The organism is Arthrobacter sp. B10-11 (genome assembly GCF_033142195.1).
GTDB classification, from domain to species: Bacteria; Actinomycetota; Actinomycetes; order Actinomycetales; family Micrococcaceae; genus Arthrobacter; species Arthrobacter oryzae_C.
Genome location: NZ_JAWMTH010000003.1, coordinates 1 through 23670 on the forward strand (window position 1 = coordinate 1; position 23670 = coordinate 23670).

Genomic DNA, 23670 nt, shown 5'->3' on the forward strand with positions numbered 1-23670 from the left:
CGTGACCGCCTTGCGCTGGCTCATCGTCAAACCCATCCCTCAAGGATGTCCGCACCACGGCATTCCCGGACCTTTTCAGGTGAGGCAACGTATCCCGCTCCACGGACCTTTCCTATGAGTCAATGCGTTCCCTTGAAGATGCGTTCGGTATCGGCTTTACTTTGGCAAAGGGGGCGGGAGGCACTTAGAGATGACGAGCTCCAGCGCTGAGACGAAATCACAGATGAGGTCCCGAACATGGACATGCTGAACGGCGAGGAGGTCGCCGAGGCCAGGCTGACCGACTGGCGCAAGTTGGCCCAGGGACTCCACGCCCGCTACCTGGTCGACGACTTCGGCACCGGTGCACGGTTCGTTACCGCGGTAGGCGAGGCGGGCGATGCGCTTGGACACCACCCGAGCGTGTCGATCGGCAAAGGGTACGTCGATCTCAAGTTGGTCAGCGCAGACGCCATCTACCGCGACGACGAGGGCACCGAACACGTCGTCGAATGGGTAACTCAGCAGGACGTCGACCTCGCGCGACGGATCACCGAGATCGCCGCCGACCACGAGGTCGACCCCGACCCGGCCTCGGTCAGCGTCATCGAACTCGGTCTCGATACGGCCCACTCCGCGACTATCGCCCCGGTGTGGGCCGCCCTGTTGACCGGGAACGCCGAGGCCCAGGGTCACGGGTCGCCCAGCGACGAGATCAGGGACGCCACAGGGCGTGTACCGAACCTGTGGTTTGGGGACGCCGGTGAGCACGAGGCCCCGAGTCAGCGGTTCCACGTCGAGGTCTACGTGGCGCCCGAAGTGGCCGAGCAACGAATCGCCGCTGCCGTTGACGCGGGCGGGACTGTCGTCGACGACAGCGGCGCGCCGTCGCTCACCGTGATCGCCGACCAGGACGGCAACACAGGAGTCCTATGCGTCGCCGAGTCCCCCTCGACGAGATCTACCTCCTGACTTTCTTCAACCCGTTCCCGAGACAACCCCTGAGGTGGGCGTGACGACTTCGCACGTGATAGGCCGCTCACGGCCGAGACCTTCCCGGCGTGGCTGACGCTCGCGCAGAGGCGCAACGGGGTCTGGGGTGGGTGCTTGGTACGTTCCGGGTTCAGCGGGAACGTCTTTGGGTTAGCTATGGCTGGCGTACGATCCGTCGACAGGGTCCAGGTTTGGGATCCGGACTCTTCTTCCGGGGACGGTCCCGGTTTGGTTGACATCACCGCGGTCATTCCGCTGAACACGGCGACGGTCACGCTGGCGACACTGGCGTCGTGGACGAGGTAGTCGGCCGTTCCGGGCACTCGATGTGTGTCTGTCAGATTTGTGCGTTGATCTGATAACGGAGTCACCGCTGGGTAGTGCTGGGCTGGTTGCTGGAACTCAAACACAACCGCGGACTCGAAGACGTTCTCGCCCACGATGTGTTTGATTCGTGGCGGCGCTCACCACGTGGCGGCCGCCCCGGGAACTGAGCGTCACAGACGCGCCTCCGCTCGTCCCCGAGATGGAGGACGCTGTCCTGCAGACAGCCAGGAGCGTGTGCCAGCCAGAACACCACAATCCGCCCGGGCACCCGTCTACTTGCGGGACGGCCGGCCTCACCCTCCTGCCGTCGGCCCTATCCAGGCACTGTAGTTGCCTCCTGATCCTCCGCCGCCGCTATCGTCATCCTTGCCGCATCGTGAACAGCGTCTATACACGCCCCCGTCGTCGGCATGTTCGACGTGCCAATCGTGCCGAACGTTCAGCTTGCACAGCAGGGCCTGGATCATGGCAGCCTCCGATTCAAATCGTAACGCTCTTACCTCTAATGATGGCCTCCGCACCGCACCTGGGAAACGGGCAATCGTTGGATAGCGACTGACGTGTGTTTCCGTGTCCTATGGATGCTGAATGTTTCGTGGGACCGGGCCACTGAAGCGGAGACGTCGGCTCGGGTGAAGTGCGATGCGGCTGCAGGAACAGACTCCGGCCGCGCCAGCGTGTTCACCGTGTGCCCGTCTCTCAGGGTTCTATCTCTGAAGCCGCGTGGCGTCTCCACGTCCATATGTGGTTGCCGGGGCAACAGTTCCCTGGAAGCCTGGCAGGCCACTGTTACACTCTGCTCATGATCTGGCTTCCCTTCGCGGGAGACGTGTCGGTGCACGCCGGCGCGTTCGGGCTGGGAATCCTCGCAGCCTTGCTGTTCTACGCCCATGAGAAGCGCCGGCATGGTCTGTCCGACCCGGGGTTGTGGCCCGTTGCCGGTTTCACGGTAGCCTGCGGGGCCCTCGGTTCAAGGGTGCTCACGTGGGACTTTTCCCGGCAGGTCTCCTTGGCGGACTGGTGGGGAAACGGTGACCGCAGCATCCTCGCGGGCCTTGTGGGAGCGTGGCTTGGCGTCCACTTGGGTAAGCGGATCCTGTTCCATGTGGCCGCATTCGCGCTCAGGTGGCGCTATCGGGACCGCCTGCCTGGTCCTGGCGACCTCTTCATCTGCTACGTGGCGTTCTACGCCTTGCTCCGGTTCGGCGTCGAATTCGTCCGGGGCAACGAGATGCTCTGGCTGGGGATGAGCCGTCCCCAATGGTTCTTCCTGAACACTCTCCCCCTGCTGCTCTGGCGGATGCTGCGGGATTCGGGAAACCACTCCGCCCAAAGTTGGAAAGAAGAGTGGCATGAGCGACGACAACCCCGAAGAAGCCTGGAGCCCACTGCCACCGCCCCGAGAAGAGGAGCCGCCCTCTAAACCAGGGCTCGGCCTCGTGATGCTCGGAATCCTGTTAGGGGCTCCTGCCCTTTATGCCCTTTATTTTGGGACAACAAGGGGTATCGCTCCGGATGAAGGGTACAAGACCTTCCTCGCCGGGCCTGCAGCGTTCATACCCATCGCCATCTATCTGGTGGTGGCGATTGTGCTGGCGGTCCGGCCACGCACGTCCCGGTTGGGTGCGGGGCTGCTCATGGGCCTGGGAATCTTCACCCTGCTAGGCGGCGGGCTCTGCGTCGGATACCTCGCGCAGATGAGAGGCGAGGTCTGAGACGAATCCGTCACCGTTCTCTTCCCGGCCAGAGCCTGCCGCACCGTTCTTCGATGAACCCCATGCCGGGCCGCCAGCGCGCGGACCCACAGGCCCTCCACCCGGGAGTCCTTTTGGATCCGCGAACAACTCCACTTTCGACTCCATCCAAACCAGCCTTCCGCCGCATCCATCCACTGATGATCCAACGTTGGAGGCGGGGCGACACATGAGCGTCACAAGTGCCCCGCGAGTCCCGGAGTGGGGCCAGGAAGCCGTTGGGGTCGCGCCAGTCGTCGAAGATTTGGCCCTCGGACGTCTCCGCCCGAACGCCCCCACCGCGGTGGACCCGGACGCCAACCGATTCGACGACGTCGTCGGAGACGGTTTCGCGCTGCTGGCTCTCGCGATCACTCGTGAGGAGCGCGAACGGATCCTGCACAAGGGCGCGGCGCCCGTCGTGCCGGACCCCGGATCTGAGCTCCACCAGTGGCTCGTCCGCAATCGAGCCGCTGCTGCGGTTGTCCGCCCGGATCGCACCGTTATGTTCACCTCCGACTCCGTCGCCGGGAGCCTCACCCGCCTGCTCACGCTCCAGGACGTTGCCATTGAGTTGTCGGCCGCAACAGGACGGCCGATCGAATTCCTGCCTTGCAGCGCAGAGGAATTTGCGGCGTTTGGACCGTGCGGCACTCAGATGACGCAATCAGACGGGCAATATGGCCGGGATATTCCTGACGCCGTCCAGGATGTGCTGGTGCGGGTATTGCGCGAGAGCCGCACGGTTAAGCTTTCCCGTCAGCACGCCCACCGCCGTGACACCGGCGCGGGTGGCGGCGAGCAGGTCATTGGCGGTGTCCCCGGCGGCCAGCACTTCGCGGACATCCTGGACTCCGGTGAGTTCCATGGTCCGGTGGATCATGTACGGTGCGGGCCTGCCTGCGGCCACGTCATCGGCGCAGACCACGGCATCGAGCACGATGCCGTGGCGGGCCTTGCTGCCCCCGGCGGTGCCGTTACCGCCGGGGATGCTGCCGCCGTCGTCCGCAACGGTCCAGCCCAGCCCCGCCAGTAGCGGCTCCGCGACGTCGCGGGAGAAGCCGGTGGTGAGCGCGACCTTAATTCCGCGGTCCTGCAGTTCGCGGATGGCGTCCTCGACGCCGGTTAGCGGCACGGGCGGGTTGGCCGCGTAGGAATCAGCCAGCAGCTGTTTGAACCGGGCGAAGGCATTCCTGACGGTATCGGGGGCAGGGGTTCCGCCGCCCCGTTCGATGAGTGCGGTGATGGCTTCGACCTTGTCTGCGCCCATCCACTCCTGGACGGCCTCGGCTGTGGTGGCGGCGCCGGTTTCTTCAACCGCCCGGGCCAGCGCCACATAAACGTCGCCGTGTTCATCGATGGTGGTTCCTGCCATGTCGCAGGCGACGAGCTTAATCATTGGTTCCGTTGGCGCTTTCTGTGTGGACGCGGACCAGGGCTGCGCGCCGGTCCACGGTGTTGTCGATCGTAAAGTTGGTCAGGGATGGCAAATAGCAGTCTTCGGAGTATTCAAGCGGTAGCCCGTCAGCTGATGAGGTGAGCCGGCGTTCGCGCAGCAGGGGAGTGCCCGGGGCCTGGTTCAACAGTTCGGCGTCTTCGTCAGTGGCGGCCACGGCGTCAATAGTGTGTCGGGCGCCGTGCAGGTCAACGCCATGTGCCTTGAGGAACGCGAAAATGGAGCCGGAGTCCGTGTCGAAGTCAAAAAGCAGCCGGCCCACTTCCGGTACGAAGGTGGTCCGTTCAATCATGGCCGGTGTCCCGTCGAGGAAGCGGACCCGCAACACCTCCACCACCTTCGCTCCGGCAGGCACGCCGAGCTGTTCGGCGGCCTCGATGCCCGGTTCCCGGAGGGCTACTTCCAGGGTCCTCTGCCCGGGAACCTTTCCGATTCCCACGGCCCACTCCGTGAAGGAGTTGAACGTGGAGAAGGATTGTGACGGAACGGCGGCGCGGACCATGGGGGACCGGCCCCGGCCGCCCGTCAAAACTCCTTCGGAGCGGAGTGCGGCCAGCGCCTGGCGGATGGGTCCCCGGGATGTTCCGAACTCACGGCACAGCTCAGCTTCACTGGGCAGCTGAAAGCCTGGAGGCCAGGAACCGTCCGAGATCCGGCGCGCGAATTCCTCGCTGAGTCGAAGGTGAAGGGGAGCGTTCTGCTGGGTAGTCACAAGTTGATAATACAAGTTACCGTGACTGTTTTCCCGACTTTTCAGCTGTAAATGGTGAATTCGCGGTGAATGAACCACCCTTCAAGTTAAGACTCAGCAAACTTGTATATACAACAGCCGATCTGGCTTGATTCCTCTTTCCGCGACGTCCAGTGTCTACGTTGTGAAGAACGAAACGCATGAAACCAAGCCCCCCTCCGGAACAGGCGAAAGACCCGGCGCTCCCGCCGACCTCGTCATCGTCGGAGCGGGAATCATCGGCCTGGCCCACGCAGCCCACGCCGTGGCCAATGGACTGACCGTCACCGTCCTGGAGCGTGACCACCGCGCGGTGGGCGCCTCAGTGCGCAACTTCGGCCATTGCTGCATTACTGCGCAAACCGGTGAACTCTACGAACTGGCGCAGGTCTCCCGGAAGTACTGGCTCGAGTTCGCCGAACTGGCGGGATTCTGGGCCGTCGAGTCCGGTGCCGTGGTTCTGGCCCGAACTGCTGCGGAGATGACCGTCCTGGACGAACTCGCGGCCGTCCGCGAGCCCGGACAGGTGGTGCTGCTGTCCGCTGGAGAGACCCGCGAGCGGCTCACCGGAATGCCCGACGGCGGAGCCTCCGCCCCGGACGGAGGAACCATCGGTCCCAGTTGGCCGGGGCTGGTGGGCGGTGCGTTCCTGCGCGACGACCTGAGGGTTGACCCTAGGACCACGGCGGCTCGGCTGGCGTCCTGGCTGGAGCGGCAGCCCGGCGTCGAGTTCCGGTGGAATACCTCAGCTGTTGGGTTCGGACTGGACGCCAAGGGGACGGCCACGGTGAGCACCTCCCGCGGCGAAGTCCGCGGCAGGCAGGTCCTCGTCTGTGTTGGCCATGATGTGGATTACCTGTTCCCCGCACTGGCCGCCGAGCACCGGATTGAGCGCTGCTCCCTGCAGATGTCGCTCGCCACGCGGCCGGTCGGACTGGACTTGGCTCCGGCGGTGCTGACGGCCACCTCCATGCTCCGCTACCCGGCATTTACTGAGATGCCCGCCGCGGCGGCGCTCCGGGCCCAAATACGGGAGACGCGCCCCGAGCTGCTGGACATTGGCGCCAACGTGATGTTCACGCAGCGCCCGGATGGCAGCCTCATCCTCGGGGACTCCCACGACTACGACCGCACTGCCGCCCCCTTCCTCGACGAACCGGTCACGGCAATACTCAACGACGAAATCGCCCGGACACTCGGCGCGGAGCTGGACATTGTCCAGCGGTGGCAGGGCATATACGCCTCCAGCGACGTCGGGCCGCTACTGGAGCGAGAAGTCCAGCCCGGCGTGACCGTGATTTCCGTGACGTCCGGCGTCGGCATGACGCTGTCTTTCGGGCTGGCACACCGGACCATCGCCCGGCTCTTCTGAACCCTCCCTGCTGAACCTCCGACTGCTCCATCCATCGCATCCCAAGGAATCCCATGAAAACCAAGCTCTTGACCGGACCCGCCGCGGCCATCGCTGTTGTGCTGGCACTCACTGCCTGCGGCGGCAACGCCCGCTCCGGCGCGGACAGCGCCAGCGCCACCTGCCCCGGAGGTGAAATAAGGTTCGGCATTGAACCCTATGAAGACCCCGCCAAACTCAAACCGGCCTACGACGTCCTTGCCGCGGCGCTCGAAAAGAAGCTCGACTGCCCCGTCGAAGTCCAGGTCGTGGAGGATTACGCCGCCGAGGTCCTGGCAATGCGCAACGGGAAACTGGACCTGGGGCAGTTCGGCCCGCTGGGGTACGTCTTCGCCAGCCAGAAGGCCGGGGCCGAACCGCTTGTCTCCTTCGGCACCGCGGGGAAGGAACTCAGCTCCTACACAGCCGGTATCTGGGTGGCGAAAGACAGCCCGATCACGGACATCGCCGGCCTCAGGGGCCAGTCCCTGGCCCTGGGCAGTGTGGGGTCCACGTCCGGGGATGTACTTCCCCGTTTCGGTCTCCGTGAAGCGGGCATAGCGGATGCCGACCTCAAGATGGACTACACGGGCGGCCACCCCGAGGCCCTTCTCGCCCTCAAGAACGGCAAAGTCGAAGCGGCCGAAATCAACTCCCAGACCCTGGCCACCGCCAAGTCCGCCGGGACCTTCAACCCGGAGGACTTCCGCAGGATCTGGACCTCGGACCCCATCCCGAACGATCCCATCACCGTCCGCGGCGACGCAGACCCTGTCTTCAAGGAAGCAGTCAAGGCCGCCTTCCTGGACCTCGATGCAACCGACATCGCTAAAGTAGGCGAATTCCTCGACGTGACACCTCCCGGTCCCCTCCTGCCCGTGACCAAGGAAACCTATGCGCCCTTGTTCGAGCTTGCCAAGACCATGGACCTCTCCGAAGAGGACCTCTGATGCAGACTCCACTCCTCAGCGTCACGGGGCTGAGCAAGTCTTTTGGCGGCAGACCCGTACTCCAGGGCGTCGATTTCGACCTCAGGAAAGGTGAACTGGTCGCCTTCCTGGGGGCCAACGGCTCCGGTAAATCAACGACCCTCCGCTGCGTCATGGGCATCTCCCGGCCGGACGCCGGATCCATCAGTATCGACGGCGTGAATCTTGCCGACCTGCAGGGCCGCGCGCTTCAGCAAGCCACCCAGCGGACAGCCATGATCTTCCAGAAGATCCACCTGGTCCCGCGCCGCTCAGCCCTGGACAACGTCTGCGCCGGCGCCCTGGCCAGAATCCCCACCACGCGGTCGCTAACCCCGCTGTTCTATCCCGCTGCCATCCGGCAGGAAGCACTGGAATGCCTGGACCGGGTAGGGCTGGCGGACCGTGCGCTGGACCGGGTGGGACGGCTGTCCGGCGGCCAGCAACAGCGCGTTGCCGTTGCCCGCGCCCTGTGCCAGCGCGCAGATATCGTCCTGGCCGACGAGCCGGTCTCGGCCCTGGATCCACACGCCGCCGAACAGGTCATGGCTCTGCTGAGGGACCTCGCCCACCGCGAACAGATGGCCGTGGCCGCAGTCCTGCACCAGCCGGACCTTGCCCTGCGATATGCGGACCGATCCATCGGCCTGCTCAACGGAACCATGGCGTTCGACCTCTCCTCGGGCAATGTCAGTTCCGAGCAGCTGGACAAGCTCTACGCCCCGGACCGGAGGCTCGCGGCATGAACCCGGACGCCCCCACCGAGAATTCGGTCCGCCCGGACGCCAGGCTGCTAAAGAAGCCCACACGATGGGTGACGACGGCGGGCGTCACTGCCGCCGTCGTCGTCCTCCATCTTTTCGCCTTCGAAGGGACGGACTTCCAGCCCGGTCTGCTCGTGGACGGCGGGAAGGGCATGGCGGCGTTCGTCGGCGATGCCTTCCCGCCGGACCTGGACTGGGACCGGACCGTCAAACCTGGTCTTGACGCGACACTGGTCACGCTGTGGATCGGGCTGCTGGGCACCACCATGTCAGTGCCCTTCGCGCTGCTGCTGGCCGTGCTGGCAGCCGACACCACCACCCCGCACCGGTTGGTCTACCAGGCAGCACGATCTGTTCTGTCCTTCTTCCGGGCAGTACCGGACATCGTTTTCGCTCTGATCTTCGTCACGGCCGTGGGCCTGGGTCCCTTCGCCGGCGTACTGGCGCTGATCTGCCACAACACGGGTGTGATGGGCAAGCTGTGGGCGGAATCCATGGAGGAGATCGACGGCGGCCCGCAGGAAGCGCTGCGCACTGCCGGCGCCAGCCGGATCCAACAGGTGGCTAATGCAACACTGCCCATGGTGGTTCCCCAGTTCGTGGGGCTGCTGCTGTACCGCTTCGACGTCAACGTCCGGTCATCCTTGGTTTTGGGGCTGGTGGGTGCAGGCGGCATCGGACTCCTCATCAACCAGGCCATCAAATCCTTCCAGTTCGACGCCATGCTCACGCACATCATCATCGTGCTGGTGCTGATCATCGCGGTGGACCAGTTCTCGGCGTGGATCAGGCAGCGCCTGGCGGCCTGATCTCGTGGGGGAGGGGTCCCTACGGGCTCCGGTCCAGGAGCCCGGCGCGCTCCCGGGGCCAACTCGTTCACCGCGGACGGGTGGTGGATATCCTTCGGTCGGGCAATCTGTTTTGGATCCGCGAGTTGCGCACAGGGGACAGACGTTTGCCCGACACCGAGGAATTCAGCATCACGCCCGTTTCTTGACCTGCTCGGAAAGTGGAGCCTTCGGCCTGCGGATACATTAAGTAGCGGGGTGATGCCGCGGGGCAGCAGTCGCATTCAGTTCACGCGCCTGTGACCCAAAGAAGATTTCATTAGTGATACCCGGCGACTCTCCGCTGCCCCTTTGCCATACTTAATCGCGCGGACGGACGACGGCGGGTCCGCCTGCCGCATTGCTACAGTGAGCCCATGAGCATGGCTGGAGGGGAACAAAACCCGCCGGACGCCAGCGCAGGGGCGCTTCCGGACGGCCCAGTCGGCGTTGGTCCGGCTGCTGTTGCGCCCGTAGATGGGGCGGTGGGGAATCCTGTTTCCCGGTCCTCTACCGCGTCGGCTGTCCCGCTGTCTCAGCGGCTGCCTGCCTGGCTGGTCCGGAATCCGCTGCATTCAGGCTGGGTGTGGACGGGTTTCTGGGTGTTGCTGATCATTGGTGACGAGTTCGTGGACCTGGCCGGCTGGACCTGGTACGTGCTGGTGGGGATGGCTGCCTTGCCCACACTGGCCTGCACTGTGGCCGTGCTCCATGCGACCCCGCGCCAGTACCTCAAGCCCCAAAAAGAATCGGTGCTCGCGCACTTCTTTGTCCGGTTCCTCGCGCTGACGGCCGCGTTTATGGTGTGGGGCCTCTCCGTGGTGGCCAGCGCCTCGATTTCGACAACCGTCCAGGCACTGGCCGGGGACTCGGAGCGTGCCGTGACGTCCTTGGGGTTCAACCTGCTCCTGGCGGCGGTCCCCCTGGTTGTGTCGGTGTTGTGGATGGCGCTTATTGTGCGCTGCGCGTGGTTCCTGCGCCGTCTCCGCGGCTGGCGGCAGAGCCCGGAAGATTCCCGGCTGCCCAAGAGATTTCTGCGGCATTCGCCCCAACTCCGGCGCGTTGTGGTGGGTCTGGCCCATCCCGGCTTGCTTCTGGTGGCTGGGCTGGGCACGTCTGTTCTGGCACTCTTCCTCGGCGCCGTGGAACTCACGCTCAACCTGATTGCCTGAGGACCGGCACAATGTGCACACCCTCGGCTTCGGATCGGGTCGTCCGGGGGCGTACTGGGCCGGATCGCGGTGGTTTCGGGGGAGTGGCGGAAATTCAGGGGCAGGAACCCGGTTCGAGTCCCGCCTCGGGACAGTGCTGAATTGGTCCAGCGCATCCGCCAAGTTCGCGACTTATCACGACGCAGCGGCCAAGTTAGCAGTGCCTGGTTCATCCGTCCCGTAAGGAGATCGCAACACAGCCTGCGAAGCCCGTAGCCGCAATTCCCTTAGAAAAGCGGCCAGGGCACCGCCGGCGTCTCACCGCTCGGAGCCGGAAACCGCCCTGCCAAGCGCAATCGGGCGCAGCGCGCGGCGAGCGACGCGATTTCCTCGGCGCTGAGCAAACCCGCCAGGTTTCGGCCCAGCCCACCGTGAAGTCCCTCGCTGACACGATCGACGCCGTCGCGTTCCTCGGCGGTCAGATCGTCTCCCATCCATCCCCACAGCACCGTGCGCAGCTTGTGGTCACGGTGAAAGGTGAGCCCATGGTCCACTCCGTGCCGGTGTCCGTTCGTCATGGCCAGAATGTGGTTGCCTTTGCGGTCGGCGTTGTTGACGACCATGTCGAACACCGCCATTCGTCTGAGCGCCGGTGAGTCTTCGTGAACGAGGGCAACCATCCGTCCGTTCTCATCCTGACCCTCAAGGACTTGTTTCCACCCGGTCTCCGGTACGTCGTCGGCCGCAACGAGGTCCACTGCGCTCTGGTCGGGGTCTGACTCCTGCCACAGCTGCACCATTCCTTTACCTAATGGACCGTCGCGCAGCCAGGTGCGCGGCACGACGTCCCAGCCGAAGACTTGCGAGACCAGGTAGGCGGCCACCTCCCGGTGAGCCAGGGTGCCGTGGGGAAAATCCCACAGCGGACTTTCGCCTGCCATCGGCTTATAGACGACCGCCACGTTGCCGATGCTGCCCAGGAATGTAGCGTTTGAAGCCGTCGTGATGCGGCCCGTGAGCGTCAGCTCGGCGGTCACTAGGTCCGGCGCTGGCATCAGACCTCGGGAAGGGTGCAGATGTGCCCATCGGCGTCTATGGGGTAACCGCAGAGCGAGCACGTCGGACGCCCGGCCCCCACGATCTCACGGGTGCGCTTGGCGAATGCGCGGGCGGTGCCGACCGGCATTCGCACCAGCAGCATTTCGGGTTCGTTGGCGCCGTCCTCATCAAGCGATTCGTCGTTGTCATCAGCATCGACATCGGTGATGGGGTACGCCTCTACTACGACCTGGGCCGTGGTTGGGTCCCAACCCAAGCTCATGGCACCGGCGCGAAACTGCTCCTCAACGGCCTCAAGCTGGTCATTGTCGACAAGTTCAATGGGAGTACCCGCGGGAACGCTGAAGGGGTTGCCCTCGACGGTGATGAGCTGGTCGAGAATTTCGTCGATCTTCTCCGCGAGCAGAGCCGACTGCTGCTTCTCCAGGGCAATACTCACGATCTGAATCCCTGAGCGCACCTGCAAATAGAACGTGCGCGCCCCCGGAAGGCCAATGGTGCCAACGACGACCCGATCAGGCCAGGCAAACTCGTGAACTCGTGTAGGCATGTCAGTATTCTAGGCACATGAGGTTCATGGCGCCTTTTGCCCTGCACCGCCGCCCACCGGCGCATCGCCAGACTGGATGCCGTTCGACAGCCACGACAGATCACCCGCGTCGGTGTTGGTCGCGTAAACGCTCGGCCGACTAGCGCCGTAGCGCACGATCGATACGGAGGCGGGGCCCACGATAATACGCTGGAACAGGTCAAGGTGCATGCCGAGCGCGTCGGCGAGGATTGACTTGATGATGTCACCGTGACTCACCGCCACCCACACGGCCCCTGGCCCGTACTCGGCTTCGAAGGCTGCATCGTGGCGTCGAATCGCTGCCACCGACCGAGTCTGCATCGCGGCCATGGATTCACCACCGGGAAACACGACGGCGGACGGTTGCGACTGCACCACCGGCCACAAATCCTCGGTCGCGAGATCACTGAGCGTGCGGCCCTGCCACTGGCCGTAATCGCACTCGGTGAGATCGGGATCGACAGGCGCGTACGGCGAGCCAGCCTGACGATCGAGGATGAGCTGGGCGGTCTGCTGACAACGCTCAAGAGGGCTCGACACCACCCCGACTAAGGGCACGGCCGCGAGCCGGTCGCCGGTCAGAGCCGCCTGGTCGCGCCCCATCTGGTCCAGGCTGACGCCGACGGCCCGACCGGCCAGCAGTCCGGTGGCATTGGCTGTGGTGCGGCCGTGCCGCACGAGAATAACTGTCGCCATCCACCCAGCCTAACCACCCGCTCGATGTCGGTGTGAACCGCACCGGGTCCGGCGTCGTACGGGCACATAGAGTACTGGCGGAACCTTTCAAGGCACGCCGACGCGCACAAAGCCGCCCAGACGAACTCAGGACGCATTGAACAGCTCATGGCTGAGGCAGCAAAACCGGAGGAACCGGCACCGCCAGAACCCCCGGCCGAAGTCGCCCCCGCATGGAGGACGTCCTGTACCCGCGCCGCGACGGATCCAGTAGTTCCCGCCCTCTCAGAGCGGGTCGTGTGCCATTAATTGTGATGGACCACACCAGCCCCGCGCTGTGCGCCCAGGGACAGTCTGCATAACGGCGGATCCAGGTTTGGCCTGACACGCCGGGCGTTGCCCGGCGGGGAGGACTAATCATGAGCGACACCATGGATCCCATGGCGACTGATGTGGATCAGCAATGCTCCGCCTCCTTGAGGCGGCATTCGGCGGACAGGGCAAACCTATGCAGATAAGCCGCGTAGAGGACTATGCGCTGACAGCCAGGGAGCAGCAGATCCTTCAGTTACTGGGCAAAGGCTCAGGAGTGACCCGTAACCGCCAAGAATCCGGCCGGCACAACAGGCCCGGCCCGGAACGATCAACCATGATCGCTCCAGCGGTGCCCATTCATATTTCAGCAGGCGTACCGCCTGAGAACCTGGACTATTGCCACTGAAGTGTCCTGTGTTTGGTGATCGCGTGAAAGACATGTTTGCTCCTCCCAATGGTCATCTCGTTCGCTTCGAAAGCAACTCAGATACAACGATGGCAACATCAAGGGGTGCCAGACGGAAAGTTATCCACACCAAGACATCCGATACGGTTGATGTCGTGGGGGAAAAGAAGGCTGCCGACGCGCACTTCCTGCGGGCAGTGAACCGTCCGTACTACTACGGGTACGCCAAAACAGGTAAAACCGTCTACGCCTACACGAAGGAAGAATGGGGCATCGGTGCAAGCTCCGGCGGCGGCGACCAGCACGTGATTCGCTCCTTCTACTTCAGCCTCCTGGGAACCGTCCTGATCTTTCTCCCGGCCACCCTTGCCTGTGTCATCTTCGGGCTCCTTGTGCTGTTCAAGATGCCGCTCATGGCGTTGGTCATGCTTTTCTTCGCCGCCCTCTTCGGACTCGGAGTCCTCCAGGGATACTTCAACGTCACCGAAGAATGGCGGGGGAGGAAGGCCCGGAAACTCAAAGGCCTCCCCAAGCCCTGGTGGGAGGCGGCCGATGACCACGCCTACGAATGGTTCCTCACCCACCCTGATCCCCGCATCCAGTTGACCCTGGATTACTTCCCGTATTCGGTGAAACTCCGGAACGAAGACCGACGCAACGGCCAGATCAGCGGAGGGGCCTGACGTGCCTGGTGGCTCGCCTGCAGACTCCGACATCCCGCTCGAGGTGAGCATGAGCGTTAAAGGACGGCTGGGCCGGGTGGCCGCCCGTCGATGAAGAGTTGACCGTCACCCTTCTCGTCTCCGCATGGCACTTCGCCATACGGCAGCTTCGCAAATGGGACCAGGTTGCGCGACAAACCAACGGCAGTGAGCCGGGGCAGCCCGAACTCAGGGGCCCGGTAATCGCGTCGTTTGAACATCATCATGGCCCACCCGTCGTTTCCCTGGCAGGATGAGGCGCTCGCGGTTGCGGCGCGCCACACCAACGTCTGCATCGACCTTTCCGGTTGGTCCCCGAAGTACTTCCCGCGGACCGCTGGATCGCCGACTTCGAAAAACTGGCCATCAAGCCTGAAGTGCAGCCCCTCATCATGCGTGAAAACGCGATCAGGTTGCTTGGCCTGGGCGTAGCCTGAGCCTGACCCAACCACCGACTAGGCGCCCTGTTCGCTGATGTCGTCAAGGAAGTCGGCGGGCTGGATGTGCTGGTCAACAATGCCGGCATCGCCGGCCCCAACGCCCCGGTGGAGGAATACGACGCCGGGGCTTTCGCCGCCGTTCGTGGGCACCCAGCGGGCCATTTCGCTGCTGAAGGAATCCGACGCAGCCTCTATTGTGACCATGTCCTCCCTGGCCGGCCGCTTCGGGTACCCGAACCGTGTTGCGTACTCCACCACCAAGTGGGGACTGGTCGGCTTTGCCAGGACCCTCGCCACGGAACTGGGCCCTTCGGCATCACCTCGAACACGATCCATCCGGGAGCTGTGGACGGCCCGCGCATCATGAGCGTCTTCGAAGGCCGCGCCTCCGTCTCCGGGCGCACCCTCCAGGAGGAAATTGACTCCGCCATGGACAACCAGTCCGTGAAGAAGTTCATCAACTCTGATGACATTGCCGCACTGATCCTGTTCCTCGCCGGGCCGCACGCCCGCACCATCTCCGGCCAGATGTTCCCCATCGACGGCGACTCAAAGTGTGCAGTCTGAATGCGCACCCAGACAGCTCCCAACGAATCCCTTTTCCAAGCGGTTTCAGAGATCGTCTTCGGGTCGGGCAGTGAGGATCCGGTTGGCCCTGACCTGAAGGATGCCGAGCGACTCCTGGATCAGCGGCGATGCGATGCTGCCGCTGCGCACCGCAGCGACAATGCGGCGCGCGGGTTTCCCCTTGCCAGTAATGCGCAGCCGAACCACGTTTTCGGCTCCACGCAGGGGCGCCAGTCGCGGCAGCAGGCCCACGCCCAGTCCCGCACCAACGAAGGCGATCTGGGTTTCCCATTCAACTGCCTCGTGGGCAATCCGCGGTGTCACTCCGACTGCCGTGAACGCCGCGGTGAATAGGGAATGGTAGGTGGAGCCGGCGGCCTCGGTGATCCAGGGTTCCGATGCCAGCTCTTCGAGCGTCACCGTTTCCCGCGATGCCAACGGATGGTCAGCCGGAATGATCACGTCCAGGGGATCGTCAAGCAGAACGGTCTGCTCGAAGCGCGGATCGTCCTCAACGTAGGTGTCGGACTGCATGGCGACGATGACCGCGAGGTCGATTCGCTCGGCAACCAACAAGTCAAAGCAACGGTCCGGGTTGGCCTCGAGTACTTGCACATCCAGCAGGGGGCGTGTTGAGCGCAGGGTAGCGGCCAGCGGCGCGAGCAACTGTGCGGCTGCCGTGGAGAATCCGCCGAGGCCAAAATGGGATTGCACCTGGTCGCCGGCCTCCATGGCTGCGGCGCGCAGGCTCTCCCATTCGGCAATGATGGTGTCCGAGCCCGCCACAAGAAAGCGGCCCGTGGCGGTCAGCCGCACACCCCGGCCGTCCTTCGTCAACAGCTGCATTCCAAGTACCCGCTGGAGCTCCCGCAACTGCGCGGAGACTGCGGAAGGAGAATAACCTGTCAGCTCCGCAGTTGCGCCAATGGTGCCACACCGGGCGAACACCCGAAGTGTGATGAGCCTTGGGTCAATCATGCACCTATTATGCACGGTTATCTTCTAAATCTTGCGCTTTTGTTGCAGTTCAATCGTCCCTAATCTCATGACTACAAGGATTTCGACAATGCGGTTGCACCACGCACCCGTGGTCACGAAACGCATACTTACCCAGGCCTCCCGGGAGGAAACACATGTCTGCTCCAGTCTTGCCCCTCAACTCACGCGGAAAACTCGCTTCATCTTTGCCTGCAGAGCAGCTGGCGGAGATCAGCGAGCTGTTCGAGTTCCGGCGCAAGGGATATTCCCTCGACGCGCCTTTCTACACCGATGCCACGATTTTCAAGATCGACATGGAAGCCATCTTTGGCCAGCACTGGATTTTTGCCGCCAGCATCGCCGAACTCCCGGAGCCGGGCGACTACGTCACCGTCGACTATGGGCCCTACTCCCTGATCGTGCTGCGCAATGACGACGGCGGCGTGAACGTCCTGCACAACGTATGCCGCCACCGCGGCGCCCGCGTCCTGACTGAGCCCGCCGGGTCAACAGGAAACCTGGTCTGCGGCTACCACTCGTGGACATACTCCCCGGAGGGCAATCTGATCCACGCCTCTGCACCGGGGGAGACGAAGTTCGACAAGGGGTGCTTCGGCCTCAAGCGCGCCCACAGCCGCGTGGTTGCCGGACTCATCTTCGTCTGCATTGCGGACGAACCGCCGGCGGATTTTGACGAAACCGCCAAGATCTTCGAGCCTTACCTCGCGCCCCACGATCTGTCGAAGACGAAAATCGCCTACCAGCAGAACATCGTGGAGGAGGGCAACTGGAAGCTCGTCATGGAGAACAACCGTGAGTGCTACCACTGCGACGGCCACCCGGAGCTCGCCTGTTCGCTCTTCCCCACCTGGGGCCTGACGGAGGGCCTGATTCCGGCCCACCTTGAGGAAGTGTGGGACCGCAACAAGCAAGCCCAGTCCTCGCTCGAGGAGCGTTGCCGCCGCTATGGACTTCCCTACGAGGTGGTGGAGGAGCTCGACACCCGCATAGCGGGAATCCGCATCTCGCGGGAGTCGCTCGACGGCGACGGTGAATCGTTCTCGCCCGATGGGCGCAGGCTGTCCAAGAAGCTGCTCGGTGACTTGCGGGACTTCCGTCTTGGCCGCTGCTCGATGCACCTGCAGCCCAACAGCTGGTTCCACTTCCTGGGGGACCATGTCATCACGTTCGGCGTTTTCCCCATCAACGAACACCAGTCCTTGGTACGCACTACCTGGCTGGTAGCTGACGACGCCGAGGAAGGCGTCGACTACGACCTGGACAAACTCACCTACACCTGGAAGCAGACCAATCTGCAGGACAAGGCGTTCGTGGAGCTGTGCCAGACGGGCGCCGGCAGCCCCGCCTACGAGCCCGGCCCTTACATGAAGAGCGAATACCAGGTGGAGGCGTTCATCAACTGGTACGTGCAGCGCGTCCAGGAGCACTTGGCATGACTGAACTCCTCACTGAGACCGTAGTCCAGGAACCACATCGCATTCGCGGTCTTGAGATGCCGTGGAACAGGGTGATGGGCAGCACCGAGGGACCCGCCAGCGCTGCCCGTGCGCTGGGTCCCTGGCATCCGCAGGAGTTCATGGCCGAATGTGTCGAGATTGTTCCCGAAGTGGGCGGCATGATGACCTTCGTGTTCCGTCGCTCCGACGGTGCGCCCCTGGCGTTCCGTGCCGGCCAATACGTCAACGTTGCCTTCCCCGTGAACGGCGAGGACCATGATCCGCTGGACCGCAGCTACTCGCTGTCCAGCGCACCCACCAAACCGTGGACCTTCGACATCACAGTCAAACGTGATCCCACTGGTCTGGTCTCACCGTGGGTGCACGAGAACATCAAACCGGGCACCGTCCTTGAGATGCTCGGACCGGTGGGGGCATTCCACCTGCCCGACGCCGATCGGCGGGCTCGGTACCTCCTGCTGGCCGCCGGTGCGGGCATCACCCCCATCATGTCGATGGTGCGGACCATCCACTCCCTGCCCGGACAGGCCGATGTGGTGGTGCTTTACCACGGAGCGGAGGCGGGAGGCTTTGCCTTCCACAAGGAACTGGCCTACATCGCGTCCGTGGATTCACGCATCAAGGTCTTCTACTCGCTGGGCGACCGCAGCATACCCGAGGGCTGGGAAGGGCTGAGTGGAAGGCTGACGGCGGCCATGCTGGAGGAGGTGGCCCCGGATGCCAACGGCCGCCAGGTCTACGCCTGCGGCCCCGAGGGCTACCTGAACACCGCCACCGAGCTCCTCGGGAAGGTGGGCGTCGACGACACGTCCATCCACATGGAATTCTTTACGGGTGATCGCCAGACGATCCTTGAATACGAGGCGGAGCTCGCGCTTGCAGTGGACATCGCCGAGGAAATCGCCGAAGAAATCGCGGATTCCGCCGAGGACTACTACGAAAGCCAGCCCACAGCGTTCGGGCTTTACGAGCCCGGCTACGACGCGGAGGGGCCCCTGAAAGCCGCGGGGTTGCCGCTGGAAACCGTCGATCCGAACGCGCCCGATTCCGGGGCCTCCGACGGCGGTTCGGATGTGGGAGCGGAGGCCGCGGCCCCTGATGCTTCGAGCTTCGACACAGTGGGAACGGGAAGCCTCACCCTGTCCTTCATGCGCACCGGCATCAATGTGCGCATCGACCCCACCGAGCACATCCTTGGCCCGGCCCAGCGCGCGGGCGTCAGGATCGGCGCGAACTGCAAGGAAGGCATGTGCGGCTCCTGCAAGGTGGTCAAGCTTTCCGGGGAGGTGGAGATGAACCACCAGGGTGGGATCCGGGCACGGGAAATCGATGCAGGCAAGTTCCTGCCCTGCTGCTCCACCGCGCGGACCGACATGGTGATCGATGCCTAGCAGCTTCCAGATGCTCTGGCCGAAAAACTTCTGAACAGCTTCGGGCTACAGCCGGGGCCGTCCTGGGAGGCAGCCGAACAAACACGATGGTCCACTACGACGCAAACAATCCGATGCGGACTGAAGGACTAATAGATCAGGAAGTTCCTGCGTCAGCGGTCAGGAGCAGGCGGATCTGGGTCCTGATGTCCTGCACAATGTCCTCGACGCTAATAGCGGGATCCGAGCTCCCTGCCATGCTGAGGAACATGATTGCCGAGACGATGCGTGCGGTGGTTGCGGCATCACCGGCGCTGACCGGTCCATTGCGGCCCAAGACGTCTGCGATGGCCTCCTCAGTCTGCGCGACGATGCGGAGGGCTTCACTGTGGCGTGGCTCCGTCGGGTCACCGAAGACCATCTCCCGCAGGTAAGTGCGGCCATTGTGGACCTGGACGCGGTTGCACTCCACGATCGGCTGCACGATGGCCATTACCGCATCCAGTGCATCAGGGATGGTTTCAGCATCTGCCCGGCCCCGCTTGAGCGCTTCGGCGTAGTGGGCGTTCTGCACGAGCAGAAGGAGTTCTCCCTTGGTCTTTGCGTAGAGGAACAGGGTTCCGGTGCCAATGTCGGCCTTATCAGCGATCTGCTGCGTGGTCACATCTTCGACCCCGTGTTCTGCGAACAGCTCACTGGCTGCCGCAGCGATCCGGTCCAGCTTCTGCTGCTTGTTCCGCTCGCGCCGTCCGAGAGGCTGGGAAGCGACAGGCATGAGGACTCCTCCGGATTCAAACTGACTGGACTCAATTATGAGTATAGGGGGACCGGCCGCGCGAGTCAGGTGAAGTGCTGCACGTTCAATTGCGCGGTGAGGCGCCCTCGATAGCCTTGGTCTCTGAGCCTGGGTCAGTTGGCGAGGAATTCGACGGCGGCACGGGCGAACTTGTCATGATGCTGGAAGATGCCGCCGTGACCTGAGTCGGGATAGATGATCAGTTCGGATCCCTTGATGCGCCGGTGCAGGTCCGCAGAGAGGACGGAAGGCACCATGCGGTCGTTGTCGCCATTGGCGATAAGGGTGGGATGCGTGAGCGTGGACAGGTCCGACGGTGCCGAGCGCCCGAACTTCTGGATTGCCTTTAGCTGCGTCTGGAATGCACTGGTGCGGATCGGCTTGTCACGGTCCACCGTGCGTTCGTGGAGGCGCTTGATGAAGGACTTCGCGGCAGGCTTGCCGGTGACGTTGCGGTTGAAGAACAGGAACTCTTTGGGGTCCGACCGTGTCAGGGTGGCGCGGAGTATGTCCCAGTAGGTGGTGGCGACCACCTTGTCCATGTCCTTGCCTCCCCGCGGGCCCGTTCCCGCCAGCACGAGCCTGCGGACGAGGCCGGGATGCTTGAGGGCCAGGTCCTGGGCGATCATGCCACCCATCGAGAAGGAGAAGACGTCGATCTTGTCGAAGCCAAGCGACGTGATGAAGTTGTAGGCGTCGTCGGCCATTGCCTCGATGCTGTGCGGAACCCGCCCGCTGGATGCGCCAACACCAGGCTGGTCGAAGGTGATGACGTGGCGGTTCTGGGCAATGGGGTCGATGATGCGTGGATCCCAGTTATCCATCGTTGCCGCAAGGTGCACGAAGAATACGACGGGAATACCGCCCTTTGGTCCTAAGACCCGGTAAGCATAGGTGGTGCCATCTGCGGTAACGGTTTTGGTAGGTGCTTTCGCGTAGGAGGTGATGACGGAGTCGTGCGGGGTGTCGGTATTGTCCATGACGGTTTTCTCCTAGATAGTCAGCTGAGTGAAGGCCGACGGCGGGTCAGCCGGCGAGGGTGACCACGGCTTTGCCGCGGATTCCGCCCTTGCCGAGGGATTGCAGCGCCTGCGGGGTGTCGTCGAAGTTGAAGACCTGGCCGACGACCGGACGCAGCACGCCGTCGTCCACCAGGGCGCTGATCTGGCGCAACTGGTCGCCACTGGCACGCATGAAGAGGAATTCATAGCTGACGCCGAGCTTCCTGGCCTGCCGCCGGACCTTGCTGCTGAGCACGGTGATCGCCAGGCGCAGCACCGGGTTCAGGCCGGCTTTGCGTGCGAATGCCGGGTCCGGCGGCCCGGAGATCCCGATCGCCTTGCCACCGGGTTTGAGGATGCGCAGTGACTTCTCAAGGTTCTCCCCGCCGAGGCTGTCCAGCACAAGGTCGTATCCGGTCAGGAGTTGCTCGAAGTCCTGGGTGCGGTAGTCGACCACGATGTCTGCTCCGAGGTCACGCGCGAAGTCGGCGTTGGACCTGCTCGCGGTGGTTGCAACGGTCGCGCCGAGGTGCTTGGCGAGCTGGATGGCGATCGAACCGACCCCGCCCGCGCCGGCGTGAATGAGAACCTTCTGCCCCGGCTGCACGTTTCCCTGCTCGACGAGTGCCTGCCAGGCCGTAAGTGCAACGAGTGGCAGCGAGCCTGCCTCCTCCATGCTGGCCGTCGCGGGCTTCAGTGCCAAGTCTTCCTCGGCGACGGCGATGCGCTCGGCAAACGTGCCAATGCGGTCCGTGGCGGGGCGGGCGTAGACCTGGTCACCGGGCTTGAACCCCCGCACCTTAGACCCGGTGCGGATAACGGTACCGGCGAGGTCATGGCCGAGGATCAGCCGGAGCTTGTAGGGGAGGACCTGCTTAAACTCACCAAGCCGGATCTTCTCGTCCAACTGGTTCAAGCCCGCCGCCTCCACCCGCACTAAGACATCCCGGTCCCCGACGACTGGCTCAGCGACATCCGCTTCGCGCAGCGGCTCCCTGTACTTGGTAACGACGAACGCCCGCATGCCGTGATGCTCCTTCTTGGGTGGGATATTGGTTGAGTGGGTGCTGCTATCGGCGCAGCGATATCGGGGAGAGCCCTCCGGTCGCGCTTAGGTGCGTTGTCCATAAGGGAACTCCCGGTTGGCTCTGATTTTTGTTGACTGTAATCAATTATGACTATGCTCAGATTTTTGTCAATGCGCGCTGCCCTGGTCACCGAGCTCTCCGTCGTGGTCCGCTCAGGGGACCACGAACCTCTCATCGAACACTTCATCGACTGCTATGCCCCCGAAGTCGTGACTTGAGCTCGTGCGGAGGTGACTGCACACTAGTGGGATCACGGATCCTGAACGAAACCATCCCTGCAGCGGCCGGACCCGAAAGAGAACAGTGCCCAAGAACAAAGTGAGCGGTCCCCTCGATTACTGGCTATCCCCGGAACTAGCCCGCATCAGCCCGCAGACCGCCCCTTCCCGGTTGCGGGAATTAGCCGATACTCAAGGGACCCTGGCGGCAGGCTGGAGCAGTGCGATCGCCGGCGGACCCGTCCTGGCTTTGGCGGGTGCGTTCTTCTCAGCCATGTCAGGAAACCCTGCCCCGGTGTTGGTGCTCGGCCCACTGGGTACCGCCCTCCTGGTGCTTGGCCTGACCTCGTGGAAGCGGGTTCGTGGCAGGCTTCCCAATACTGACAAGCTGCTTATCACCCGAGGCCCCGGTAACGCCCGCGGCGGCATCACCATGGTGGCCGTACTGGCCGGCCTCGTTGGTGCGGCCATGGCCATGGCCGCACCAACGGCCGCCGAACGCGGCACAAGCGTTTCGCTGATTGGTGCGTACCTGCTCATTGTGGCTCTCCTGGGGGCCTGCATTGCGGTCCCGTCGGCAGTAATGGGCCGGGCCAGGCAGTCCTTCCGACGAAGGGTGCAGGAGAACGGTGTTCTCCGCCAGGCGGTCGAAGAGGATCTGGCCACTTGGCGTGACCCCTATGGCAATGCAGGTTATGGACCGCTCTAGGCTTCCGTGGCCCTGCTCATGACAGTCCCCGCTCTCCTGGCCCCCGGCGCAATGATGCCTTGTGCGCCGAACACAAGAAGGTTGCCGGAGGCCTGACGGCACACCTGTATGACCCGAGCAGCTTCAATGTGAGACTACGTCAGGCGGGCGACGCTCCGGCGGCTGGCGCGTGGTGCGGCGCCATCGGAAAACAGTTCCGGGGTTGATTCCTGGATGCGCTGGACGTCCTCGAAGACGCCCCGCAGGTGGAGGCGAAGGCTGCTGTCGGCGTCGGCGAGGTTGCCGGCCTCCAGTGCGTCCACCACCGCCGTGTGCTGCTTGATCAGCGTGGCCACCGGCCTGGTGTCGCGAAGGCTTAGGCGCCGGGCGCGGTCCAGGTGCGCCTTGGCGGAGTTGACCGCAGCCCATGCCGACTCATGGCCGGCCAGCCGCAGGAGTTCGCGGTGGAAGTCCTCGTCGAGGCGGAAGAACTCCTCCACATCACCATTGGCGTCGGCCGCCGCCTGGCTTTGCAGCATCTCCCGCAGTCCGGCGAGGCCCGCCGTGTCCGCGGCAACGTCCCGCAGGGACGCGCATTCAATGGCTTCACGGACGAACTGGGCCTCCGAGACGCGCGCCAGGTCCACCAGGGAAACGAAGGAACCGATCTGCGGGAAGACCTGGACCAGGCCTTCTTCGCGGAGCAGTATCAGACTTTCGCGCACGGGCGTGCGGCTCACGCCCATTTCTTGTGCAAGTTCGTTCTCTGAGAGCGGCTCACCAGGGGGAAGTTGCAGGGAAATGATGCGACGCCGAAGCGTTTCCAGGGTCTGATCCCTCACGGACAGTCGGGGCTGCTGTCCCTTGCCGCTTTTTTCGGTTGCCATGGCTCCAGTATAAGACTCTTGACACACTAGAATGGTAGTGCTTGTATGGTAGTAGCAACGGGATGCGGCGGATCACAACAGAGGATCTGCAGTCCAGCTTCCGTTCACCTCTCC

23 protein-coding genes and 2 pseudogenes are annotated in these 23670 nt (G+C 63.7%); 14 read left to right on the forward strand and 11 right to left on the reverse strand.

From position 1 onward, the window contains the following. Positions 1–237 precede the first annotated feature (237 nt). The 3 genes from RW112_RS09880 (at position 238) to RW112_RS09890 (ending at position 3014) form a co-directional block, all read left to right on the forward strand. Complete coding sequence (locus tag RW112_RS09880) at positions 238–951, forward strand: 4a-hydroxytetrahydrobiopterin dehydratase (protein WP_317781606.1); 714 nt, start codon at positions 238–240, stop codon at positions 949–951. 1150 nt (positions 952–2101) lie between these two features. Beyond that, positions 2102–2722, forward strand: coding sequence for a prolipoprotein diacylglyceryl transferase family protein (locus RW112_RS09885; RefSeq protein ID WP_317781607.1), 621 nt, complete (start codon positions 2102–2104; stop codon positions 2720–2722). Between the two features lie 19 nt (positions 2723–2741). Further along, positions 2742–3014, forward strand: a complete 273-nt coding sequence (locus tag RW112_RS09890) for a hypothetical protein (RefSeq protein WP_317782176.1) — start codon at positions 2742–2744, stop codon at positions 3012–3014. A gap of 685 nt (positions 3015–3699) precedes the next feature. On the opposite strand, the gene RW112_RS09895 is transcribed toward RW112_RS09890, so the two are convergent. Beyond that, a complete protein-coding gene (locus RW112_RS09895) occupies positions 3700–4431 on the reverse strand; it encodes a phosphonatase-like hydrolase (RefSeq protein WP_317781608.1) in 732 nt (243 codons plus the stop codon). After that, a complete protein-coding gene (locus RW112_RS09900; RefSeq protein WP_317781609.1) occupies positions 4424–5200 on the reverse strand; it encodes a GntR family transcriptional regulator in 777 nt (258 codons plus the stop codon). The genes RW112_RS09895 and RW112_RS09900 overlap by 8 nt, the downstream gene beginning before the upstream one ends. Positions 5201–5363: 163 nt before the next feature. Here RW112_RS09900 and RW112_RS09905 point away from each other — a divergent pair, with 163 nt between their 5' ends. The 5 genes from RW112_RS09905 (at position 5364) to RW112_RS09925 (ending at position 10339) form a co-directional block, all read left to right on the forward strand. Further along, positions 5364–6590 (forward strand): TIGR03364 family FAD-dependent oxidoreductase, encoded by a 1227-nt coding sequence (locus tag RW112_RS09905; RefSeq protein WP_317781610.1) that lies wholly within the window; start codon positions 5364–5366, stop codon positions 6588–6590. Positions 6591–6643: 53 nt separating this feature from the next. Then, complete coding sequence (phnD, locus tag RW112_RS09910; protein WP_317781611.1) at positions 6644–7558, forward strand: phosphate/phosphite/phosphonate ABC transporter substrate-binding protein; 915 nt, start codon at positions 6644–6646, stop codon at positions 7556–7558. Then, a complete protein-coding gene (locus tag RW112_RS09915; RefSeq protein ID WP_317781612.1) occupies positions 7558–8322 on the forward strand; it encodes a phosphonate ABC transporter ATP-binding protein in 765 nt (254 codons plus the stop codon). The genes phnD and RW112_RS09915 overlap by 1 nt, the downstream gene beginning before the upstream one ends. Next, positions 8319–9149, forward strand: a complete 831-nt coding sequence (gene phnE, locus RW112_RS09920; protein ID WP_317781613.1) for a phosphonate ABC transporter, permease protein PhnE — start codon at positions 8319–8321, stop codon at positions 9147–9149. Before RW112_RS09915 ends, phnE begins: the two co-directional genes overlap by 4 nt. Positions 9150–9544: 395 nt before the next feature. Then, entirely contained in the window at positions 9545–10339 is a 795-nt protein-coding gene (locus RW112_RS09925) for a hypothetical protein (RefSeq protein WP_317781614.1), read from the forward strand. Positions 10340–10605: 266 nt separating this feature from the next. On the opposite strand, the gene RW112_RS09930 is transcribed toward RW112_RS09925, so the two are convergent. Genes RW112_RS09930 through RW112_RS09940 form a run of 3 tightly spaced genes read right to left on the reverse strand, consistent with a single transcriptional unit; the run spans position 10606 to position 12644 of the window. Next, the gene (locus RW112_RS09930; protein ID WP_317781615.1) at positions 10606–11373 is read right to left on the reverse strand and encodes an SCO1664 family protein; all 768 of its coding nucleotides are present in this window, start codon (positions 11371–11373) and stop codon (positions 10606–10608) included. Next, the gene (locus tag RW112_RS09935; protein ID WP_317781616.1) at positions 11373–11927 is read right to left on the reverse strand and encodes a DUF3090 domain-containing protein; all 555 of its coding nucleotides are present in this window, start codon (positions 11925–11927) and stop codon (positions 11373–11375) included. Before RW112_RS09935 ends, RW112_RS09930 begins: the two co-directional genes overlap by 1 nt. Positions 11928–11951: 24 nt before the next feature. Further along, a complete protein-coding gene (locus RW112_RS09940; RefSeq protein ID WP_317781617.1) occupies positions 11952–12644 on the reverse strand; it encodes a histidine phosphatase family protein in 693 nt (230 codons plus the stop codon). A gap of 855 nt (positions 12645–13499) precedes the next feature. Between RW112_RS09940 and RW112_RS09945 the strand changes: the two genes are divergently transcribed. After that, positions 13500–14027: a hypothetical protein gene (locus RW112_RS09945; RefSeq protein WP_305940865.1), complete on the forward strand. Its 528-nt coding sequence runs from the start codon at positions 13500–13502 to the stop codon at positions 14025–14027. A gap of 231 nt (positions 14028–14258) precedes the next feature. After that, a pseudogene (locus tag RW112_RS09950) lies at positions 14259–14482 on the forward strand (4-hydroxyphenyl-beta-ketoacyl-CoA hydrolase); the annotation flags it as partial. 18 nt (positions 14483–14500) lie between these two features. Here RW112_RS09950 and RW112_RS09955 read toward each other — a convergent pair. Next, a complete protein-coding gene (locus RW112_RS09955; protein ID WP_317782207.1) occupies positions 14501–14689 on the reverse strand; it encodes a hypothetical protein in 189 nt (62 codons plus the stop codon). On the opposite strand from RW112_RS09955, the pseudogene RW112_RS09960 reads away from it, so the two are divergent. Beyond that, positions 14628–15052: pseudogene (locus RW112_RS09960) on the forward strand (SDR family oxidoreductase). The gene RW112_RS09955 and the pseudogene RW112_RS09960 overlap by 62 nt on opposite strands. 45 nt (positions 15053–15097) lie before the next feature. On the opposite strand, the gene RW112_RS09965 reads toward RW112_RS09960, so the two are convergent. Beyond that, positions 15098–16030 (reverse strand): LysR family transcriptional regulator, encoded by a 933-nt coding sequence (locus RW112_RS09965; protein ID WP_317781618.1) that lies wholly within the window; start codon positions 16028–16030, stop codon positions 15098–15100. Positions 16031–16185: 155 nt separating this feature from the next. On the opposite strand from RW112_RS09965, the gene RW112_RS09970 reads away from it, so the two are divergent. Together RW112_RS09970 and RW112_RS09975 are read left to right on the forward strand one after the other, a co-directional pair. After that, positions 16186–17487: an aromatic ring-hydroxylating dioxygenase subunit alpha gene (locus RW112_RS09970; protein WP_317781619.1), complete on the forward strand. Its 1302-nt coding sequence runs from the start codon at positions 16186–16188 to the stop codon at positions 17485–17487. Next, positions 17484–18899 (forward strand): ferredoxin reductase, encoded by a 1416-nt coding sequence (locus tag RW112_RS09975; protein ID WP_317781620.1) that lies wholly within the window; start codon positions 17484–17486, stop codon positions 18897–18899. The genes RW112_RS09970 and RW112_RS09975 overlap by 4 nt, the downstream gene beginning before the upstream one ends. 136 nt (positions 18900–19035) lie before the next feature. Here RW112_RS09975 and RW112_RS09980 read toward each other — a convergent pair whose 3' ends face one another. The 3 genes from RW112_RS09980 to RW112_RS09990 all read right to left on the reverse strand — a co-directional run bounded on the left by RW112_RS09980 (position 19036) and on the right by RW112_RS09990 (position 21699). Further along, positions 19036–19653, reverse strand: a complete 618-nt coding sequence (locus RW112_RS09980; protein WP_317781621.1) for a TetR/AcrR family transcriptional regulator — start codon at positions 19651–19653, stop codon at positions 19036–19038. A gap of 134 nt (positions 19654–19787) precedes the next feature. Beyond that, positions 19788–20654, reverse strand: coding sequence for an alpha/beta hydrolase (locus RW112_RS09985; RefSeq protein ID WP_317781622.1), 867 nt, complete (start codon positions 20652–20654; stop codon positions 19788–19790). Between the two features lie 46 nt (positions 20655–20700). Beyond that, positions 20701–21699 (reverse strand): NADP-dependent oxidoreductase, encoded by a 999-nt coding sequence (locus RW112_RS09990; protein ID WP_317781623.1) that lies wholly within the window; start codon positions 21697–21699, stop codon positions 20701–20703. Positions 21700–22066: 367 nt separating this feature from the next. On the opposite strand from RW112_RS09990, the gene RW112_RS09995 reads away from it, so the two are divergent. Next, positions 22067–22690, forward strand: coding sequence for a hypothetical protein (locus tag RW112_RS09995; RefSeq protein WP_317781624.1), 624 nt, complete (start codon positions 22067–22069; stop codon positions 22688–22690). Positions 22691–22824: 134 nt separating this feature from the next. Here RW112_RS09995 and RW112_RS10000 read toward each other — a convergent pair whose 3' ends face one another. Continuing rightward, on the reverse strand, positions 22825–23556 hold the full coding sequence (locus tag RW112_RS10000; RefSeq protein WP_317781625.1) for a GntR family transcriptional regulator: 732 nt from the start codon (positions 23554–23556) through the stop codon (positions 22825–22827). Positions 23557–23670: the final 114 nt, after the last annotated feature.

Coding starts and splice junctions, on each gene's coding strand:
- RW112_RS09880 (WP_317781606.1), top strand. CDS start 238: ATGGACATGCTGAACGGCGAGGAGGTCGCCGAGGCCAGGCTGACCGAC.
- RW112_RS09885 (WP_317781607.1), top strand. CDS start 2,102: ATGATCTGGCTTCCCTTCGCGGGAGACGTGTCGGTGCACGCCGGCGCG.
- RW112_RS09890 (WP_317782176.1), top strand. CDS start 2,742: ATGCTCGGAATCCTGTTAGGGGCTCCTGCCCTTTATGCCCTTTATTTT.
- RW112_RS09895 (WP_317781608.1), bottom strand. CDS start 4,431: ATGATTAAGCTCGTCGCCTGCGACATGGCAGGAACCACCATCGATGAA.
- phnD (WP_317781611.1), top strand. CDS start 6,644: ATGAAAACCAAGCTCTTGACCGGACCCGCCGCGGCCATCGCTGTTGTG.
- RW112_RS09915 (WP_317781612.1), top strand. CDS start 7,558: ATGCAGACTCCACTCCTCAGCGTCACGGGGCTGAGCAAGTCTTTTGGC.
- phnE (WP_317781613.1), top strand. CDS start 8,319: ATGAACCCGGACGCCCCCACCGAGAATTCGGTCCGCCCGGACGCCAGG.
- RW112_RS09925 (WP_317781614.1), top strand. CDS start 9,545: ATGAGCATGGCTGGAGGGGAACAAAACCCGCCGGACGCCAGCGCAGGG.
- RW112_RS09930 (WP_317781615.1), bottom strand. CDS start 11,373: ATGCCAGCGCCGGACCTAGTGACCGCCGAGCTGACGCTCACGGGCCGC.
- RW112_RS09935 (WP_317781616.1), bottom strand. CDS start 11,927: ATGCCTACACGAGTTCACGAGTTTGCCTGGCCTGATCGGGTCGTCGTT.
- RW112_RS09940 (WP_317781617.1), bottom strand. CDS start 12,644: ATGGCGACAGTTATTCTCGTGCGGCACGGCCGCACCACAGCCAATGCC.
- RW112_RS09955 (WP_317782207.1), bottom strand. CDS start 14,689: ATGGTCACAATAGAGGCTGCGTCGGATTCCTTCAGCAGCGAAATGGCC.
- RW112_RS09965 (WP_317781618.1), bottom strand. CDS start 16,030: ATGATTGACCCAAGGCTCATCACACTTCGGGTGTTCGCCCGGTGTGGC.
- RW112_RS09970 (WP_317781619.1), top strand. CDS start 16,186: ATGTCTGCTCCAGTCTTGCCCCTCAACTCACGCGGAAAACTCGCTTCA.
- RW112_RS09975 (WP_317781620.1), top strand. CDS start 17,484: ATGACTGAACTCCTCACTGAGACCGTAGTCCAGGAACCACATCGCATT.
- RW112_RS09980 (WP_317781621.1), bottom strand. CDS start 19,653: ATGCCTGTCGCTTCCCAGCCTCTCGGACGGCGCGAGCGGAACAAGCAG.
- RW112_RS09985 (WP_317781622.1), bottom strand. CDS start 20,654: ATGGACAATACCGACACCCCGCACGACTCCGTCATCACCTCCTACGCG.
- RW112_RS09990 (WP_317781623.1), bottom strand. CDS start 21,699: ATGCGGGCGTTCGTCGTTACCAAGTACAGGGAGCCGCTGCGCGAAGCG.
- RW112_RS10000 (WP_317781625.1), bottom strand. CDS start 23,556: ATGGCAACCGAAAAAAGCGGCAAGGGACAGCAGCCCCGACTGTCCGTG.